This is a genomic window from Chitinophaga fulva (genome assembly GCF_012927205.1).
Taxonomy (GTDB): domain Bacteria; phylum Bacteroidota; class Bacteroidia; order Chitinophagales; family Chitinophagaceae; genus Chitinophaga; species Chitinophaga fulva.
The window spans coordinates 1,713,975-1,729,798 of sequence record NZ_JABBGC010000002.1; the positions used below are offsets into that span (position 1 = coordinate 1,713,975).

16 protein-coding genes and 1 tRNA gene are annotated in these 15,824 nt (G+C 43.9%); 12 read left to right on the forward strand and 5 right to left on the reverse strand.

The window, feature by feature from the left end; all coding sequences use genetic code 11:
• The first annotated feature begins 123 nt into the window (after positions 1–123).
• From HHL17_RS23070 to HHL17_RS23095, 6 genes are all read left to right on the forward strand, one after another.
• Positions 124–1,260 carry a helix-turn-helix domain-containing protein gene (locus HHL17_RS23070; RefSeq protein ID WP_169227136.1) on the forward strand — a complete coding sequence of 379 codons (1,137 nt, stop codon included), beginning with the start codon at positions 124–126 and terminating at the stop codon, positions 1,258–1,260.
• Between the two features lie 95 nt (positions 1,261–1,355).
• Positions 1,356–3,746, forward strand: coding sequence for an outer membrane beta-barrel family protein (locus HHL17_RS23075; protein WP_169227137.1), 2,391 nt, complete (start codon positions 1,356–1,358; stop codon positions 3,744–3,746).
• A 196-nt stretch (positions 3,747–3,942) separates the two neighbouring features.
• Entirely contained in the window at positions 3,943–5,370 is a 1,428-nt protein-coding gene (locus HHL17_RS23080) for an MAC/perforin domain-containing protein (RefSeq protein ID WP_169227138.1), read from the forward strand.
• A complete protein-coding gene (locus HHL17_RS23085; RefSeq protein WP_169227139.1) occupies positions 5,361–6,320 on the forward strand; it encodes an omptin family outer membrane protease in 960 nt (319 codons plus the stop codon). Before HHL17_RS23080 ends, HHL17_RS23085 begins: the two co-directional genes overlap by 10 nt.
• Before the next feature lie 533 nt (positions 6,321–6,853).
• Positions 6,854–7,819 carry an alpha/beta fold hydrolase gene (locus tag HHL17_RS23090; protein ID WP_169227140.1) on the forward strand — a complete coding sequence of 322 codons (966 nt, stop codon included), beginning with the start codon at positions 6,854–6,856 and terminating at the stop codon, positions 7,817–7,819.
• A 34-nt stretch (positions 7,820–7,853) separates the two neighbouring features.
• A complete protein-coding gene (locus HHL17_RS23095; protein ID WP_169227141.1) occupies positions 7,854–8,348 on the forward strand; it encodes a cupin domain-containing protein in 495 nt (164 codons plus the stop codon).
• Here HHL17_RS23095 and HHL17_RS23100 read toward each other — a convergent pair.
• Positions 8,312–8,782 (reverse strand): DUF1016 N-terminal domain-containing protein, encoded by a 471-nt coding sequence (locus HHL17_RS23100; protein WP_394353284.1) that lies wholly within the window; start codon positions 8,780–8,782, stop codon positions 8,312–8,314. The genes HHL17_RS23095 and HHL17_RS23100 overlap by 37 nt on opposite strands.
• On the opposite strand from HHL17_RS23100, the gene HHL17_RS23105 reads away from it, so the two are divergent.
• Positions 8,781–9,008, forward strand: coding sequence for a transposase (locus HHL17_RS23105; protein WP_394353285.1), 228 nt, complete (start codon positions 8,781–8,783; stop codon positions 9,006–9,008). The genes HHL17_RS23100 and HHL17_RS23105 overlap by 2 nt on opposite strands.
• A gap of 138 nt (positions 9,009–9,146) precedes the next feature.
• On the opposite strand, the gene HHL17_RS23110 is transcribed toward HHL17_RS23105, so the two are convergent.
• The gene (locus HHL17_RS23110) at positions 9,147–10,160 is read right to left on the reverse strand and encodes a hypothetical protein (RefSeq protein WP_169227143.1); all 1,014 of its coding nucleotides are present in this window, start codon (positions 10,158–10,160) and stop codon (positions 9,147–9,149) included.
• 3 nt (positions 10,161–10,163) lie between these two features.
• Positions 10,164–11,105 (reverse strand): tetratricopeptide repeat protein, encoded by a 942-nt coding sequence (locus tag HHL17_RS23115; RefSeq protein WP_169227144.1) that lies wholly within the window; start codon positions 11,103–11,105, stop codon positions 10,164–10,166.
• Between the two features lie 392 nt (positions 11,106–11,497).
• On the opposite strand from HHL17_RS23115, the gene HHL17_RS23120 reads away from it, so the two are divergent.
• Positions 11,498–12,082, forward strand: a complete 585-nt coding sequence (locus tag HHL17_RS23120; protein ID WP_169227145.1) for a peroxiredoxin family protein — start codon at positions 11,498–11,500, stop codon at positions 12,080–12,082.
• 162 nt (positions 12,083–12,244) lie between these two features.
• Here HHL17_RS23120 and HHL17_RS23125 read toward each other — a convergent pair.
• A tRNA-Lys gene (locus tag HHL17_RS23125) sits at positions 12,245–12,317 on the reverse strand.
• A 150-nt stretch (positions 12,318–12,467) separates the two neighbouring features.
• Here HHL17_RS23125 and HHL17_RS23130 point away from each other — a divergent pair.
• From HHL17_RS23130 to HHL17_RS23145, 4 genes are read left to right on the forward strand one after another with little or no spacing between them, the layout of a single operon-like run.
• A complete protein-coding gene (locus HHL17_RS23130; protein ID WP_169227146.1) occupies positions 12,468–12,998 on the forward strand; it encodes a GNAT family N-acetyltransferase in 531 nt (176 codons plus the stop codon).
• Entirely contained in the window at positions 12,998–13,939 is a 942-nt protein-coding gene (locus tag HHL17_RS23135) for a hypothetical protein (protein WP_169227147.1), read from the forward strand. The genes HHL17_RS23130 and HHL17_RS23135 overlap by 1 nt, the downstream gene beginning before the upstream one ends.
• The gene (locus HHL17_RS23140) at positions 13,911–14,729 is read left to right on the forward strand and encodes a DUF6597 domain-containing transcriptional factor (protein WP_169227148.1); all 819 of its coding nucleotides are present in this window, start codon (positions 13,911–13,913) and stop codon (positions 14,727–14,729) included. Before HHL17_RS23135 ends, HHL17_RS23140 begins: the two co-directional genes overlap by 29 nt.
• A gap of 41 nt (positions 14,730–14,770) precedes the next feature.
• Complete coding sequence (locus tag HHL17_RS23145) at positions 14,771–15,238, forward strand: SRPBCC family protein (protein ID WP_169227149.1); 468 nt, start codon at positions 14,771–14,773, stop codon at positions 15,236–15,238.
• Positions 15,239–15,285: 47 nt separating this feature from the next.
• Here the strand turns inward: HHL17_RS23145 and HHL17_RS23150 are convergent, their stop codons facing one another.
• Positions 15,286–15,777: a DinB family protein gene (locus tag HHL17_RS23150; RefSeq protein WP_169227150.1), complete on the reverse strand. Its 492-nt coding sequence runs from the start codon at positions 15,775–15,777 to the stop codon at positions 15,286–15,288.
• Positions 15,778–15,824 lie beyond the last annotated feature (47 nt).

Here is a 15,824-nt window from a genome sequence, read left to right on the forward strand (position 1 = left end):
ATATTGATTAAGGCTTTGCAAATATTAACCCGAAAAAGGAGCAATCAATTACATATTAATGCTGATTTCGGAAATACCTATTCACTGCTGTAAACCGGCCCCACAACATCAATAAAGTAAAATATGCGTGGACTTACTGCAATTAGTTTTACAATAACAGGTAATATTTCCTTATATTTCTCTTATAAATCCTGCATTGTACTTATGAATATTGGTCAGCAAATACTATTCTTTATCAGTTCCCTGGGAGCTTTCAATGGAATGGTGATCAGCTTTTATCTTTTCTTTAGTAAAAGGAAGAAAACACTATCTACCTTATTCCTCTGTATACTATTGCTGGCGCTTAGTCTTCGGATTATTAAAGCGGTCCTTTTATACTTCGATCACTCGCTACCTAAAATATATGCACAGATAGGGCTATCCGCCTGCTTTTTGATCGGGCCTTCACTATATTACTTTTTCCGGTCTGCATTGCAAAATGTAACTGTTCTTCCCTCCTCCTGGAAATGGATCTGGGGAGGGCTTCTGGGAGCTTTGCTATTAACCGGCATCCTTCTCCCTTATCAAACTTATCCTGATCTATGGAAAGAGCCTATTGTTTCCATTATATACTGTCAGTGGGTGATATACCTGGTAGCCACGGGGTTCGTGCTAAAAAATCTGCTAAAAACGCTCTTTGCAAATCCTGCAACACTAACAGAAACAGAAAAATTCTGGCTACTGCTGTACGGCAGTAACTGCGTGGTTTGTAGTATTTTCATGCTCTCCTGGGCTGGCATCAGCTGTCATCTATACATTAGCGGGCCGGTGTCACTATCTGTTTTATTCTACCTGACTATTTTTTATCATTTCCGGGGGAAAAAATCCGATCCTACCCGTTTATTTGTCAAGACCGAAAAAAAGAAAATTGCTGATACAGATGCGACTGCGTGGATAGAAAAGCTGGGAAAAATCATACATGATAAGAAGTTGTACCAGGATCCCAATATTAAATTAAACGATGTGGCAAAGGAGGTGAAGATAACGTCGCATCAGTTATCACAATTATTGAACGATAACCTGGGAAAAAGTTTTTCTACCTACATTAATGAGTACCGGATTCAGGAAGCCTGCAAATTAATTACCACTAATACCCATCTTACTTTCGAAGCCATCGGATACGAAGTAGGCTATAATTCGAAGTCAACTTTCTATGCTGCTTTCAGAAAAGTAAAGGACACCACTCCTGCACTTTACAAGAAATCCTTTGATAATCAATAATCTACAGTTCGGATTTATAAATCCGAACGCCTGATTTGGCAATATCAGACTGCCCCTGTGCACTCCCTTTTTAGGTTTGCGGGAAACCGTTACAGATGACAAAATTTAGCCTGACGTTCTGTTTGCTGATCTGCCTATCATTTCTTGCTACTGCCCAAAAAACCATCAAAGGGAAAATATTGGATAACCAAACACGCCAGTCCCTGGGGTATGTTACGGTTAGTTTACTATCCCCTGACTCCGCTTTTATCACAGGACAGACGACAGATACCGCCGGCATCTTCCGGTTATCCAATCTGCAGAACGGCCGATATACCTTATTACTGTCTTTTTTTGGATATAGTAAGTTTTATCAGGATGTGATACTGGACAATACCGGAGGAAGCAACCTGGATCTGGGCACCATTGCGCTAACAACTATACCCAGTCAATTAAACGAAGTCATTGTAACCGGAGAAAAACCAATGTTGCAGCGACGGGCAGATAAACTGATCTTACATGTTTCCGGCAACCCATTGTTCGCTGCGTCCGCTAATACGTTCGATATCCTGAAGAAAATACCAGGTCTGCAAATAAATGCCGATGGCTCCCTTCAAATGACCGGAGGCAGTGCCCCCACTATATTCATTGACGGGAAACAGGTACCTATGAGTCCGGAGGAACTACAAAATTATCTGGCCGGCCTTGCGCCTGAAATGATAGCATCTGTTGAAGTAGTCAACAATCCTTCTTCCAAATACAATGGTGAACATAAAAGTATTATTGATATCCGCCTGAAACGTGACCGCACTTTAGGATGGAAAGGTAACATCAGTAGTAATATCCAGCAAAATGCCTATACACTGGCGGATAACAACCTGCTGCTGACCTACAAGACAAAAAAACTCTCCTACACGGCCCGGCTGGGATATACTGCAGGAACAAGTATTTACAGATATTCGGCCCTGCAACATCTGGCTAATACGAATATCATGGCTACCCAAAACAACGCTCCCACCAACAATAACAACTTTAATTATCAGCTTGGAGCTGATTATAATTTTTCTAAAACACATCACATAGAAATCATAGGACGCACATATCAGTCGAATCGTCACGTCAATTCCTTTAACACGCTCCACACAACAGATGCTGCTGCTCAGCAACCGGTATCAGATATCTATACGTTCAATAACGCCACTCCCCGGCAACGGACGTATGCTGTCTATCTTAATTATAACGGAAAGCCGGGTAAAAACCAGCTGGAAATACTTTCCTCGCTGTTAAAGATCAGTAACCGTCAAAACGAGGATATACAGACGAAAAACCTTGATGGGCACCGTCTTCTCGATTACTGGAAAACGGACCTGGAAAATGATATCCTGATACACGCTGTACAGGCAGACCTTTCCGGCAATCTGGGAAAAGGGAAATGGAGTACCGGCGCCAGGTTTGCCTCTACCACTACCAACAATCAATTGCGTTACGACACGCTCAATACGTTGTTCGTTTTTGTACCGGATAGCAGTCGCTCCAATAGCTTTCAGTATGATGAATACGTTACAGCAGCATATGTAGCATACGAAAGAACGATGAATAAATGGAGTTATAGTGCCAGCCTACGTGCAGAACATACCCATAGCACCGGCAATGCCATGACCCAACACCTGCTGACCAGCAGGGATTACCTGACCTGGTTGCCTTCCTTTAGTTTTACTTTTCCGTTGGAACATGCGCAGCAATTACATGTGTCTTATAGTCGTCGTATTACCCGGCCCAACTTTGCCCAACTAAACCCTTTCCGGTTTTATAATAGTCCGCTTAATTATTTCGTCGGAAATCCCTATTTGCAGCCCTCCAAAACGGATATGCTAAGCCTCGCCTATAGCCGGCACGATCTCAGTGTTACACTATTCGCAGGCAGGGAAACGGACCCAATGGGGCGCTATCCTGAATACAACCCCGTTACTAATGTGCTGGAATATCTCGGCCGTAACCTGCCCTACAATGATTTCGGTGGTATAGAAGTCAGTCTTCCCCTGACCATTAACCGCTGGTGGAATATGAATAACAATATCAGAGGTAACTATAAAAAAGAGGTAACACCTTATCATGATAAAGTGTATGCTATTCCCATATTTGATTATACACTTTCGGGCAGCCAGGTATTCAGTTTGCCGAAAGGTATCACATTCGATATTTCCTATCTCTATCGTTCCGCTACCGGGAATAGTTTATATACCTTCAAGCCGATGGGAAGCCTGGACCTGGGCATCCGGAAAAGTTGGCTGAAAGGAAAACTCAATTCCAGATTCAATTTTTATGATGTATTTGATACCTATCGTTACCAGCTGACATTCCGGGAGAAAATGATCATCAATAACCAGCTACAGCATTGGTATGGCAACCATAAAATGGCATTAACACTGAATTATAGTTTCGGAAAATCTACCCACACCAGTAAAGGTGAAAGTAAAAATGATGAAGAAAAAAGGGCGGGCATGTAATTATTTCAATGCAGCACGTACTTCATAAAATGTATTTTTTAAAATTGTCGTATTCGTACTATCTGGAATTTACGGTTGTATCTACTTTTAATAAAAATATTCTTGTAACCCAACTACGTCTGGTAGGCCCTATTTACATATAAAAAACTTCAGGCTGCACTATATGCTGACCAATAGTTAACTAACAAATATATACATGAAAACTTCAAAAGGCAATCTGATCGCCCGCATTCAGAAGCAACCCAATTTTTTGACCTTTAAAAACCTATTTGTATGCGGCTTGGCCGCATTGTTAACCGTTACCGGCTGTAAAAAAACAGCACTGGACAAGGGAGAAGGCCCACTCACTCACCCCAGATCAGCCGGAGATGGGAAAAATGATCTGCTGGGATATGGATATGATGTGACCGGTGAATATGCCAATTCAAGTGCTTCCACCTACTCAGTTTTCAACGCAGATGCTTTAAAGAGAGATTACCCGACGAGAGTCGAGTGGGACTTATCAAGCAAACAAGAAGGTATATTAACTTCGGGGGAAGATGCCGAATCCTACCTAAAAAAAAGAGCGTTGAAAGTAAGTAGCACCGTGGGCGTCAGCGCTTTCAAAGCCACCATCACTGCTTCCTTTTCAAGTAGTGATGCATTTTCCTCCAAATACGTTTACAGCAGTTTTAATTTGATTATTCAACAAAAAAGAGCAAAGATAAATGCAGATATCACCTTATTGAAACAATACCTGCAACCAACATTTATTGCTGATGTTAAAAACAACTCAGCACAGGCAATTGTCGACAAATATGGTACGCATGTACTCACTGATATTATTTTAGGCGCCAAACTAGAAGTTATGTATCGCTCAGAAACCGTCAAGGAAGATCGCGCACAGGCTGCATCCGCCGGAGTTGATGTTGGGGTGGGCAAAGTCTTCAGTATAAATACCGGCTTTAATTATTCTGACAGCTCAACTAAATCAAATTACGGTCAAAGCCTGCATTATAAAACCTATGGCGGCGAGCCATCCAAAAGCCTGATTGGAGATATCTCTATAGGTACAGACATCCCCAAAGTCAACGTGAAAGACTGGCAAGCAAGTTCCTCACTGGATAATGCCGAGCTAATTGATTTCGGCCCCAATGGATTGGTCCCACTTTATGAATTTATCGACGATCCAATCAAGAAAGAGGCCGTAAAAACTTACATTGCCCAATACCTGAAAGCAAATCAGGTAGTTTTGATAAATGAAGTGTACGCCCGGTTCACCTACGAAAACGCTCATACATCTTCAAATGGCAGCCGGTTAGCGGATGTATACATCAGATTGTATGACAGGGATAAAAAAACGCTTAAGGCCACCCCCACTGACCTTGCAGTGAATGTAGTCTCCGAATGGAACTTCCAGGGTCCCTATAAACAAAACGAAGATCCCAGTTGGTTTGAAACTCATGGACTATACTTTTTTAGTATAAAGGTACCTGCCGGTCAAAACTCGGTTTTGTATGCGAAAGATTGTGGAGTCTATTCCAGCGGAAAAGGAACATGGGGAGCATTCCCGATCTGGGCCTATTTTGTTGCTTTACGAGGCAATGGATACCAACCTCTCAATGACACTAATCCATGGCAATAGATATTTGTCCGGAATCCAGACTTGTATTTTTCAGGAACACATATCACCAGGTGGTATGTGTTCTTGAAAAATATTCAAAAAGCCTTGGAATTGCCATATCTGCAATTCTCTTGTTTTTAAACGCAAACGGGCAATCAGGCAAGAAGCTAAAATACTCCATGCAACTTGGTTATCACCAGGAAGACTTCCGATGGTCGATTGCCGGAAATACTGAAGGAACCAATCCTAACGTATATTCAGAGTTAATTTGGAAGAATATGTCCGCCCCTACATTCTCGGCTGAGATAGAATGGAACCCGATAAGTAGAATAGTGGTCCTTTCTGATCTCCATATTTCCCAAATTATTACCGGCAAGGTCTCAGATAAAGATTATCTCGGAGACAATCGTACACATAATTCCTACAGCAGGATGTTCGAGGCTAACAAAGGGAATATACAGGCATATGATTTAATGATTGGGTACAGGCTTCTTTCTTCCGACCATTTTATGCTAACAGCAGCCCTGGGATATTCCATCCAGGCCCAACGATTATGGATGCTGAAGGAATCTGAAAATCTGCATTCAACCTACATTACTAACTGGCATGGTTTTAATTTCAGGTTGGCTACATATTTACCTGTAAATAAAACGCTTGGTATTTCCAACCGGGCTACTGCCGAAATGTTCCGATTTAATGCACGTGCGAATTGGAATCTCGTTGATAATTTTCAGCATCCCCTAAGCTTTGAAGATGTCGCCAACGGATTTGGGATAAAAGAAGATTTTAGGCTGGAACTTCAATTAAACTCCGCAATCAATCTGAATATGGGAGGAGTATATTATCATGCCTGTGCCGGCAAAGGGACAGACAAGCTGTTTCTTTCCAACGGAACAGTGGCTACAACTCAATTTAATGGAGCGGTAAGGAGCTATTTCCAGGCAACAACCGGTATACGATTCTCACTGTAGCTGTAAAATCCTGACAGTACCTCCGTTCAGTTAATAAATGAGCAATAAAATTACAGAAATTAAATTTTTTCCTTTTGAAAATCAACAATAATTAGCAATCTTTGTTTTGTATATGAGTCATACCAAGAATCTTTAGTCCCTATTTAGTAGATTTGTTAGCTGAGAATAGATACCCTGAAAATTTACCTTTTAAATGTTACAAAAAAGAATGACTGTATTTAGTGGCTACTCACTGAAAAGCGCTAAATATCATGTATGGGATGTGTTGTAGAAATTCTAATGTATTAATTTTAAATCAAGTGGTTTATTGGCGTCCCCGTTTGGTGTGCCGATGTAATATCCAACACTATGAAACCCGTTTCCCAAAAACTATCGTATCTCCCGCTGACGCTGTTTGTACTCAGACGGCCACCTACCAGGAAAGCGCATGGTGATTTTGCCTTGGATTGGATGAGCAGGTATGGTGTCTGAATTTAAACAAATATTATTCTTTAATTCATCATTAACTAATCATATCACTAAAATCTTTGGCTATGACAAAGAGCATATTTTCGTTTTCTATTATTGCACTTTTGACGGCATGTAATCTGCCAACAGAGAAAAAACAACAAGTCTCTGGTAACGGCGAGATTGCAACACAAGTGGTAGAGCCAGCGGTTCCACCCGCAGGATTTAAAGATGCGTCTGCAATGGTAAATGGTGTAAACATCCACTACGTCATCGGAGGTCAGGGAGAGCCCCTGCTACTCGTTCACGGGTTTGGTCAGAACTGGTATATGTGGAATCGTTTACTGCCCGAGCTTTCCAAATCTTTTACCGTGATCGCTCCTGATCTGCGGGGCGTTGGTAAAAGTGATAAACCTGCGTCAGGATATGACAAAAAAACGATGGCTGCAGACATGCATGCGCTCATGAAAAAACTGGGCTACAACAATATTAATCTTGCAGGACATGACATCGGGCTGATGGTGGCATATGCCTATTGTGCACAGTTTGGAGAGGATGTAAAAAAGGTGGCGCTCATGGATGCCCTTATACCGGGCGTTGACCCAGTATGGACTCAATCTAAAAACTCTTTATGGTGGTTTGGGTTCTTTGCCTGGCCGGCATCAGGAGAATTAGTCAGTGGAAAGGAAAAACTATTTCTTATCAGCTTCTGGCCGGTAGTAGGCCATGTCAAAGATGCTTTCACGCCTGAAGAAGTCAATGAATTTGTCTGGGCTTACTCCCAACAGGGGGCGACCCAGGGAGCCTTTCAGTGGTTTGGAAACTTCGAACAGGATGCGAAGGACAACCGGGAATTTATGAAACATAAGTTAAGTATACCCTTACTCGCGATGTCTGGTGAATTTAGTGCAGCACCTTATTTTGTAGATCACTGCCGTCTTGTTGCCTCCAACGTAAAAGAGTCAGTTATTAAAGGGGCAGGTCATTGGTTGGTGCAGGAGAATACCGCCCAGGTTCAGCATGATCTTTCAGCCTTTTTCAAAGATAAATGACAACTTATTCCTCATCATTCAAAAGTCAACATTAATGTTTAGTAAACTTACTTTTGTTCTAGCGGTATTTTTATTTCGCGTAGCGCTTATCCAGGCACAGATTTCCAATAATGGTCAGTTTCGTCTGAACCTGGAAGAAGTCAAAGCCCTCAAAAGCACCAGTACTGTTAATGCTCCTGGATCATCCAACTATTCGGCCGCTAAAGAATTCGTAGTAATGGGTGACCCCTCCAAACCAGGAATGTATATGATCCTTTTGAAGATTGCACCCAATACAAAAATTGCAGCCCATCTGCATCCTGACCAACGGACAGCCACCGTATTATCAGGGATCTGGTATTTTGGCTATGGCGACAAATTTAATGAGAAGCAACTCAAAAAATTGTCCGCGGGGAGTATCTATTCAGAAGTGGCTGGACAGAACCACTTTGCTATGACGGGAAATGAACCTGTTATTGTTGAAATCACTGGTTTCGGCCCATCAGGAGTAACCTATGTAAATAAGAAGGATGACCCTTCCCATAAATAATATCGACTTAAGGCAGCCCCTTTATTTTGTGTAGATAATAATCGCTCATAATAAAGCGTATTAATGTTTCGCTCTAGCTGGCGGGTACTCCAGGATTGTGCAGCGACTTCAGTCACATAATAATCCCTGGCAATTGGGCTTTCTACACGTAGTGGTATCCGATAATGTGTCCAGCTTAATTCGGGGCGCGGTGCGTCCCGAATTGGAAATGTCAGGAAAAATTGTCGCATCCGTCGCAATTCCCTTTCGTCAAATCCTTTTCCAAATTCTTCGGTCAAGTGTTTTGCCAGTTCTTTTATGAGGAAAGTGCCATAATCAGCTTTTTCCTTCCCATTCTGCTCCTCCTCAACAATACGCTTCCCGATAAGTGCATATGCCATCAAAAGCTGGCGCGAAAACTGGGAAGACCTGACTGTCTTTTTTGACTTTCCCATGGAGATCAGACAGATCATCTACACGACCAATCTCATCGAAAATCTGAACGGTAAAATTAGAAAATATACCAAAAACAAGCTATCCTTCCCTACTGACGAAGCTGTCCTTAAATCAGTATACCTGGCTTTGCGGGAAGTATCAAAAAAAAGGACCATGCCCATTAGAAACTGGGGCATGGTCCTAAATCAGTTTTTAACTATTTTTGATAAAAGAGTGAGAATCTAATTATTAATTTGATCCCCGATTTTTAAGTTTACACACTTAGTGAAATAGTCCCAGATGTCGCCACGGTCAACCAGTTTGTCAGTTTTGTAAGAACGTATTAGGCCGGCAGGAATCTTACAGTCTGTAATTTTAGTCTGCCTACAGATTAGATCCTTGTTTGTTTTGATTAATCAGTTGTTTTAAGATGATATAGAAGGGCTCTGTTTCATCACCAAGATACAGTGTCGGATTTCTTCCACTGTCTTTGATAATCTCGATTCCATTAGCGTTGTGCACCAAGCGTAGAATTTTTTCCAGCCTGATTTTGGAAGTGCCTTCTTCGTTGATAAAAATAAGCTGTTTGTCCGTCAGGCATGCAGTACCTTTTTTGATCAGTGTGGGGACGGATACGCCACGACGTATCACCCGGTCTTCATACCAGCAGACCCGGTCCATTTCAAAATGACATAATTCATTTCGGGTCAGATCTATCATTGCCCGCAGGACGGGCAATGGACTATTTTCCAGTTCCCACCATTTTTCAAAGTCTGATAATTGCTTTTTTACTTCCGTGTCTTTTAGCAGGTCGATCCCGAGATTTTTGGCAAATGTGAGCAGGTCCATTTTCATGGTGGGCGAAAGCCGCTTGCTTTTTATCACTGATGCCAGACGTTTATGGAGCGCTTCTTCCCGCAACTTCTGGCTAGTCATATCAGTAAGGTCATGGGGAAGTCTCAGGGTCTTAGCTAAAGATGCAAGTTTGACCTGATCTGCAGGGCTATACATTCCATCTTTGATTGCATCCTGTACTGCCTGCCGAAAGTAGGGTTCGCCAATTTGCTGGTGGAAGGGGAGCACATGTTCATCGGGTAGTTGCAATAATTGTTGCAGGCACACCAATTCTTTGTCCAGATCAGGTTTGCCGCGGTGAAGGGCGAAGTGAAAATAGACGACATAGAATTCCTGCATATTTAAGGCGAATGCTTTAAAGACATCCAGTTTGTACTTTTGGGTGATATGCTGCAAGTCTGCAATGGTGATCAGGCCAAGTTCCCTAGTAGCCAATAGATTATTGATCTCAACTACGGCGTTCTCTTCTACAGGTTGCCTGAATAGTTTGCGCAGGAAACTGGCTGGCCTGAGGGGTTGTACTTGAAAGGGTGTCTGGTCCATTGGTTATTCGTATTTTCTATAGGTTTCATATTGAGGTTCGTTCCAGTTGCATACCCCTCCGTGCCAGGAGCAGGCGCCGCGGCCTCTCGCGTAGGAGGTGGTACCATCGCAGCAGCGAGTAACGTAGCCGGTGACTCTTTTTCTGACCGGGTTTATTTTATCGTGATATTTTTCCGCCGGAGCGCTACCTGCCTTCATGGCTAAACGGAGATCCTGGATGGCCGTTTCTGGCGCTCCCAGTTTATCATAACAAAGCGCGCGGTTGTAAAGCAAGACAGGATCCTCCGGAGCCTGTGATAAAAGTGCTGTCAGCACATCTACGGCTGATTTGTATTTGCCGGAATTAACCAGTTTTACAGCACCTTCTTTGGCTATGTTAAACCGGATATCCGCCAGGACCTTTTTTTCTTCGGGTCCGACAGCCAGAGAGTCGAGTCCGGCCAGTAAAGACTGAACCTCCGTTTCAGACAGGCTTCCTTTTTGCTGCTGATGTTTCAGTGAGGAAATACAGGTATATAAACTATCTTTTCTCACACTATCTCTTGCAGCAGTTATGACGGCCAGCCGTTTTTCCTCCTGCTGCTGTAGGAAATGTTCGTGTGCCAGTTTTGCATCTGCTTTACTGAAATAACCTGTCATCAGAGCGAGCGGCAACAGCATAATGCCGTATAAGGTTCGCTTGATGGTAGGAGTAAAGTCAAACTGCCCTTTTTTTTCCAGCCAACGGTGGACGGAAGGCAGCAGTCCCAGTGCAAGTATTATTGCAAGGAGACAAAGGGGGAGATGCCTGAGATGGACCAGCGCAAAAAGAAAAAAAAGACCTGCTGTCAGAAAGCTGATGACTTTAGCTTTTGAACTGAAGGGCCTTTTGTTTTCGGCACCGCTTTTAAAGTAGTCGGGCCGGACTTTGTATTTATTGGGAATAAGATCAGCAATATATCTCATGGCTATTTTGAGATGACAGTTTTCACATAACGAAAACGTTAAGATAAGAAATAATTTGATTGGGGGCTTTTATAGCTCCTGTATGGCTTGAAAATGAGAATTGTGCAGAGGCAGGAAATGCGATTAGCGCGAGGTTTGTAAATTGTCCGTGATCACGCTGGGACTATATTAAAGGCTGTAATAGCGCTGCTTTCCACGGTTTTAGAAAGCTACTGTATCTGAATTTGTATCCTCCTGGAATAGCTTACCTCCATTTTTGCAAAGTCCTGCAAAGAATAATTATCAAGTTTAATTTTTTTTTTGCAGAGATTTATCTACATCGTATTTTCCATGTATAGTCTTCAAGACGCCTCAATTCGTTATGATTTTGTAAATAACTATTAATCCCGTTTATGAAAGTCATCCACCCCATTATCTTTTTTTTTCTATTTACATCAACCGCCTATTCACAAAGCAATATCAACAACAACAAACCTCCCACCGGAAACGGAAAACTAACGATAACACAACTTTGGGAAACTCGTGCTAAACCGTTTATCGGCAAGGATTATTTCAAATTAACCAATGCCGATTCCGTTTTTAAGAATGCCGGCATTGAGATGCCCGAAGGCGTTTGTTTGATTAACCTCTGGTTCGCGGATTGCCCTCCTTGTATTACTGAATTTTCTGATCTTGTTAAACTAAGTGAAAAATATGCAGATAAAAATTTCAGGATTCTGTCGCTAACATTTGAAAATGATTCAATTATCGATACATTCAGAAAGAAATACAATCTTCCATTTATGCCCAGACATGTATCAAGGGAGGCATGTTACAAGCTCAACTTACAAAATGGATTTCCGACCAATATTATTCTGAACCCTTCCGGTATCATTGCTTTTATGAGCCTCGGAGGTAACACAAATCCTGAAAAAAGTTCCCTACATTTCGAAAAAATATTGGTCCCTGCAATTGATAGTGTCCTGAGGCATTTGTAGCAACAACCAATCGCTGTTTCACAAATTCCATTACCTTTAGAAAAAGCTGATTAACCTGTATAAAGTACGGGAAAGAAATCGGGGTTATATAAAAGAAACTCAACTAAACGCTCAACTAAAAAAGCAAAACCTGCGACCAGCGCAGGTTTTATAAGTTGCTTGTGATCCCGCTGGGACTCGAACCCAGGGCCCATACATTAAAAGTGTATTGCTCTACCAACTGAGCTACGGAATCATTCCCTTTTTCGAAGGGAGTGCAAAGATAGAAATTTATTTTATTCCACAAAATAAATATTTGATCCTCAGCCCATACCTCCTAAAAACGATGCAAAAAATGTAAGTTTTTTACACCAGCAGCCCTCCCACCCCAACGTATTTTTGTACCATGCAATCTATTACTACCCTCACCGGAAAAGGTGACGTAACACTGAAAGCCATTGAACACGGCGACCTGAAGGAGCTGTCTGTACTGGCTAATAACCCGGCTATTGCAGCCAACCTGCGTGACAGCTTTCCCTCGCCGTATTCGCTAAAAGACGCGGAAGCATTCTTCGCCCTTATTCAACAGGGCAAACTGCATCATGTATGGGGGATTTATGTAAAAGATAAAATTGCAGGAGTGATCTCACTATCACAGCAGACAGACATCTATCATCATTCTGCTGAAATAAGTTACTGGCTGGGAGCGCCCTATCATGGTAAAGGCATCACCACAGAAGCAGTGGCACTGCTGACGGCCTGCGCTTTCCGGGAGCTGAACATTTACCGGATCTATGCAGGTATATTTGCGTATAATGATGCTTCTAAAAAGGTGCTATTGAAAAACGGGTATCACCTGGAGGCCATTAAAGAGAAAGCGATTATCAAGCAGGGCTGTCTGCACGATGAACATCTGATGGTTAAATTGAATTGCTGATGACCGATCTTATCGCTCAAAAAATCATAGAAAAAATGGGTGTTCCCGGTATGCTGGAGGCGCTCAGTTCCGTCAGCGGCTCGGACCTGTCGTCGCTGCTAATGGAAGTATTCCGTTTGCGGGCGGAACAAATGCCTGTCAGCTCACTGCTGCAACAATACCAGCGCAATGCCTTTGCGCAACCGGCAGACACGGATATGGTCCTCCTGCTGGAAAAAGAACTGGCCATACTGCGTTACCTGCGGGAGCAGGACTACCAACCGCTGGAGCTATCGCCTGTAGGGCAGTTCGGCAGTTGCGCTGTTGTTGGCACGGTCAGCCAGAACAAGATCGTCTCCGCCATCCGTCATACTGAAGTGATGGCCGACGCCACCAATGCATTGGCGCTTCATATGGCAGGTCTCCGCAGTGCCGGCGGCTTCAACAGTGAAATACTGCGGTACAGCACCGTTCACCGGCATATCCGTGCCATGCGGATGCCTGTAAAAGGTTATACGCCCCACTTTAAAGTAGCCTGTATGGTGGCAGCCGGGAAAGACACCGGCAACTATTCGTTCGAGCTTACCGCGATTAAAGAGCAGCTATTGCATACCTATTGGCTGTTAACCGTTATTTTTGCTATACAGCAGGTATCCGTGAAAATTATTCCCCGCAGTGGCTATCCTGGTGACACGCTGATCTCCGGGATCAGGGAACTGGCTGCCGGCATGCCCATGAAGGTAACCGTTGAACCGCCTGCGGAGGAAAACAATTACTATAAGGGGCTGCAGTTTAAAGTGCTGATACAACCGGAGCAAGGCCCTGAAATGGAAATTGCGGACGGAGGCTTCACTGACTGGACCCAGCAGCTTACAGGCAACAGGAAAGAGCGCTGCCTTATATCCGGTATCGGTTTAAGCCTGCTTATCAAATATGCGCAACACCACCAAAGTAATATTTGAAAATGAAACAGGTCATCCGCTCAGGATTGCCTACCCTCCCCCTGCGCTGTGCGCCCTGGTTGAATATTATTTTGAGATCGACCTGTCGCATGCCACTGCCATGCAATCCATGAAAGGGCTGCCGGCCGTGACTACGCTGCTGGCTTTTCAGTTGCGCCCGGCAGCGTGGACTTCCATCAACGACGCCAACGGCAAGGTGCTACAGTTACAGCACTCCCAGTTCCTCGGACATCTGACCCATTCCTGCAGCAGCACCTATTCCCCTGGTACATTGATATTCTTTATCAAGTTAAAACCCGGCTGTGCTGCAAAACTTTTCCGCTGCCCGCCATCCGAACTGGAAAATAATCAGCTGCCACTGCCCTGTTTGTTTAAAAATCCTGACCTGGAAGAACAGCTGGGCACGGCCACCAATTTCGCGGACCGCGTCCGGCATTGCAACGAAACATTGCTGCAGCTGCTGATACAACTTCCCGGCAATGACCACCGGTTTGATATCGTAGAGCACTGCCTCCGCAAATTTGATTCCTTGCAGCTGAAGGATGAAAAAGGACTGCAACATCTCTGTGGCAGTCTGCACGTGACATACGCCTCCCTGAGAAGGTATTTCCTGTCAACGGTAGGTGTAACACCCAAATTTGCACAGAAAACCGTCCGCTTTAAAAAAGCCCTGCAAGCATACAGATGTCGTGGCTATAATTTCTATTATGAAGATTTCGGATACACGGATTTTTCACACTTTGCCAAAGATGCAAAGGCCCTTACCGGGAGCAACCCCCTGGAGTTGTAAATTATTCGATACTCCGGCCTGAAAATTGTGCGAAGACAACCATGGAAATATCAAATATCACAAGGCACCTGCAGGTACCGGTTCCACCGGACCAGGCCTATACAAAATTCGTCTACGAAATCAATGAATGGTGGCCGAAGACCTATACCTGGTCAGGGGAGAAACTGCTGCACCTCCGTATCCACCCGGCGGTGAACGGACTTTGCACCGAAACAGGCCCGCATGAATTCAGGTGTGACTGGGGCCGGGTAATCTTCCTGACGGAAGGGGAAAGCATCGCCTTTTTGTGGCAGATCGGACCAGACAGGACACCGGAGCCAGACCCTGACAAGGCCAGTGAAGTATTCCTCCACTTTTTTAAGGAGAGCGATCAGAAGACGAGGATCGACTTCGGGCATCGGCATTTCGCGCGGCATGGCCAGAAAGGCGGATTGTACCGGGAAGCCATGAACAGCCCTGAAGGATGGGATTTTATCCTGGACAAATTCATTCAATACTGTTCAGCATAAAAACGCCTTTCCACCGGAGCCCGAACCGGCAGAAAGGCGTGACATCACTAATACTCGTCAGCACTTGGCCCGTAGCTGCCGGGGATCGGTATGTCCAAAAGGCGGAGGTATACGCCCAGCTGTGCCCTGTGATGCACAATCTGACTGTAGGACGACCTGATAAATTCTGCTTTGGTCTGGGAAACGAAGACGGTCTCACCATCCCGCAGCACCCATGTTTCTTCCATTTCGGCTGGCGTCGCGGATTCGAGTCGTTGTTTGCCATCAGCCAACGTGGACTCAAAGTAATCCATCAACTCCGTCGCGTTGTTCAGCACTGCAGGCGAGTACTGTCCCTTGGAAAAATCCAGCTCTGAAGTATTCAGCGTCATCGTTACCCAACCCGGCAATTCTGCCACATGGGTAGCCAATCGTATTAACTTCATGCTTTTAGGATGCGGCTGCCAGTCATATTTATCTTCGGGAATACGGGAAAGCATTTTGCGGGTGGTCGCTGCTTCCTGTTCCATTTCTTTGAGTAATGCTTGAATCTGTGACATGGTGGATACGTTTTGTTTTGTGAAGACAAAGTAAAAAACGCGGAGTG

Coding starts and splice junctions, on each gene's coding strand:
- HHL17_RS23070 (WP_169227136.1), top strand. CDS start 124: ATGCGTGGACTTACTGCAATTAGTTTTACAATAACAGGTAATATTTCC.
- HHL17_RS23075 (WP_169227137.1), top strand. CDS start 1,356: ATGACAAAATTTAGCCTGACGTTCTGTTTGCTGATCTGCCTATCATTT.
- HHL17_RS23080 (WP_169227138.1), top strand. CDS start 3,943: ATGAAAACTTCAAAAGGCAATCTGATCGCCCGCATTCAGAAGCAACCC.
- HHL17_RS23085 (WP_169227139.1), top strand. CDS start 5,361: ATGGCAATAGATATTTGTCCGGAATCCAGACTTGTATTTTTCAGGAAC.
- HHL17_RS23090 (WP_169227140.1), top strand. CDS start 6,854: ATGACAAAGAGCATATTTTCGTTTTCTATTATTGCACTTTTGACGGCA.
- HHL17_RS23095 (WP_169227141.1), top strand. CDS start 7,854: ATGTTTAGTAAACTTACTTTTGTTCTAGCGGTATTTTTATTTCGCGTA.
- HHL17_RS23105 (WP_394353285.1), top strand. CDS start 8,781: ATGGAGATCAGACAGATCATCTACACGACCAATCTCATCGAAAATCTG.
- HHL17_RS23100 (WP_394353284.1), bottom strand. CDS start 8,782: ATGGGAAAGTCAAAAAAGACAGTCAGGTCTTCCCAGTTTTCGCGCCAG.
- HHL17_RS23110 (WP_169227143.1), bottom strand. CDS start 10,160: ATGGACCAGACACCCTTTCAAGTACAACCCCTCAGGCCAGCCAGTTTC.
- HHL17_RS23115 (WP_169227144.1), bottom strand. CDS start 11,105: ATGAGATATATTGCTGATCTTATTCCCAATAAATACAAAGTCCGGCCC.
- HHL17_RS23120 (WP_169227145.1), top strand. CDS start 11,498: ATGAAAGTCATCCACCCCATTATCTTTTTTTTTCTATTTACATCAACC.
- HHL17_RS23130 (WP_169227146.1), top strand. CDS start 12,468: ATGCAATCTATTACTACCCTCACCGGAAAAGGTGACGTAACACTGAAA.
- HHL17_RS23135 (WP_169227147.1), top strand. CDS start 12,998: ATGACCGATCTTATCGCTCAAAAAATCATAGAAAAAATGGGTGTTCCC.
- HHL17_RS23140 (WP_169227148.1), top strand. CDS start 13,911: ATGCGCAACACCACCAAAGTAATATTTGAAAATGAAACAGGTCATCCG.
- HHL17_RS23145 (WP_169227149.1), top strand. CDS start 14,771: ATGGAAATATCAAATATCACAAGGCACCTGCAGGTACCGGTTCCACCG.
- HHL17_RS23150 (WP_169227150.1), bottom strand. CDS start 15,777: ATGTCACAGATTCAAGCATTACTCAAAGAAATGGAACAGGAAGCAGCG.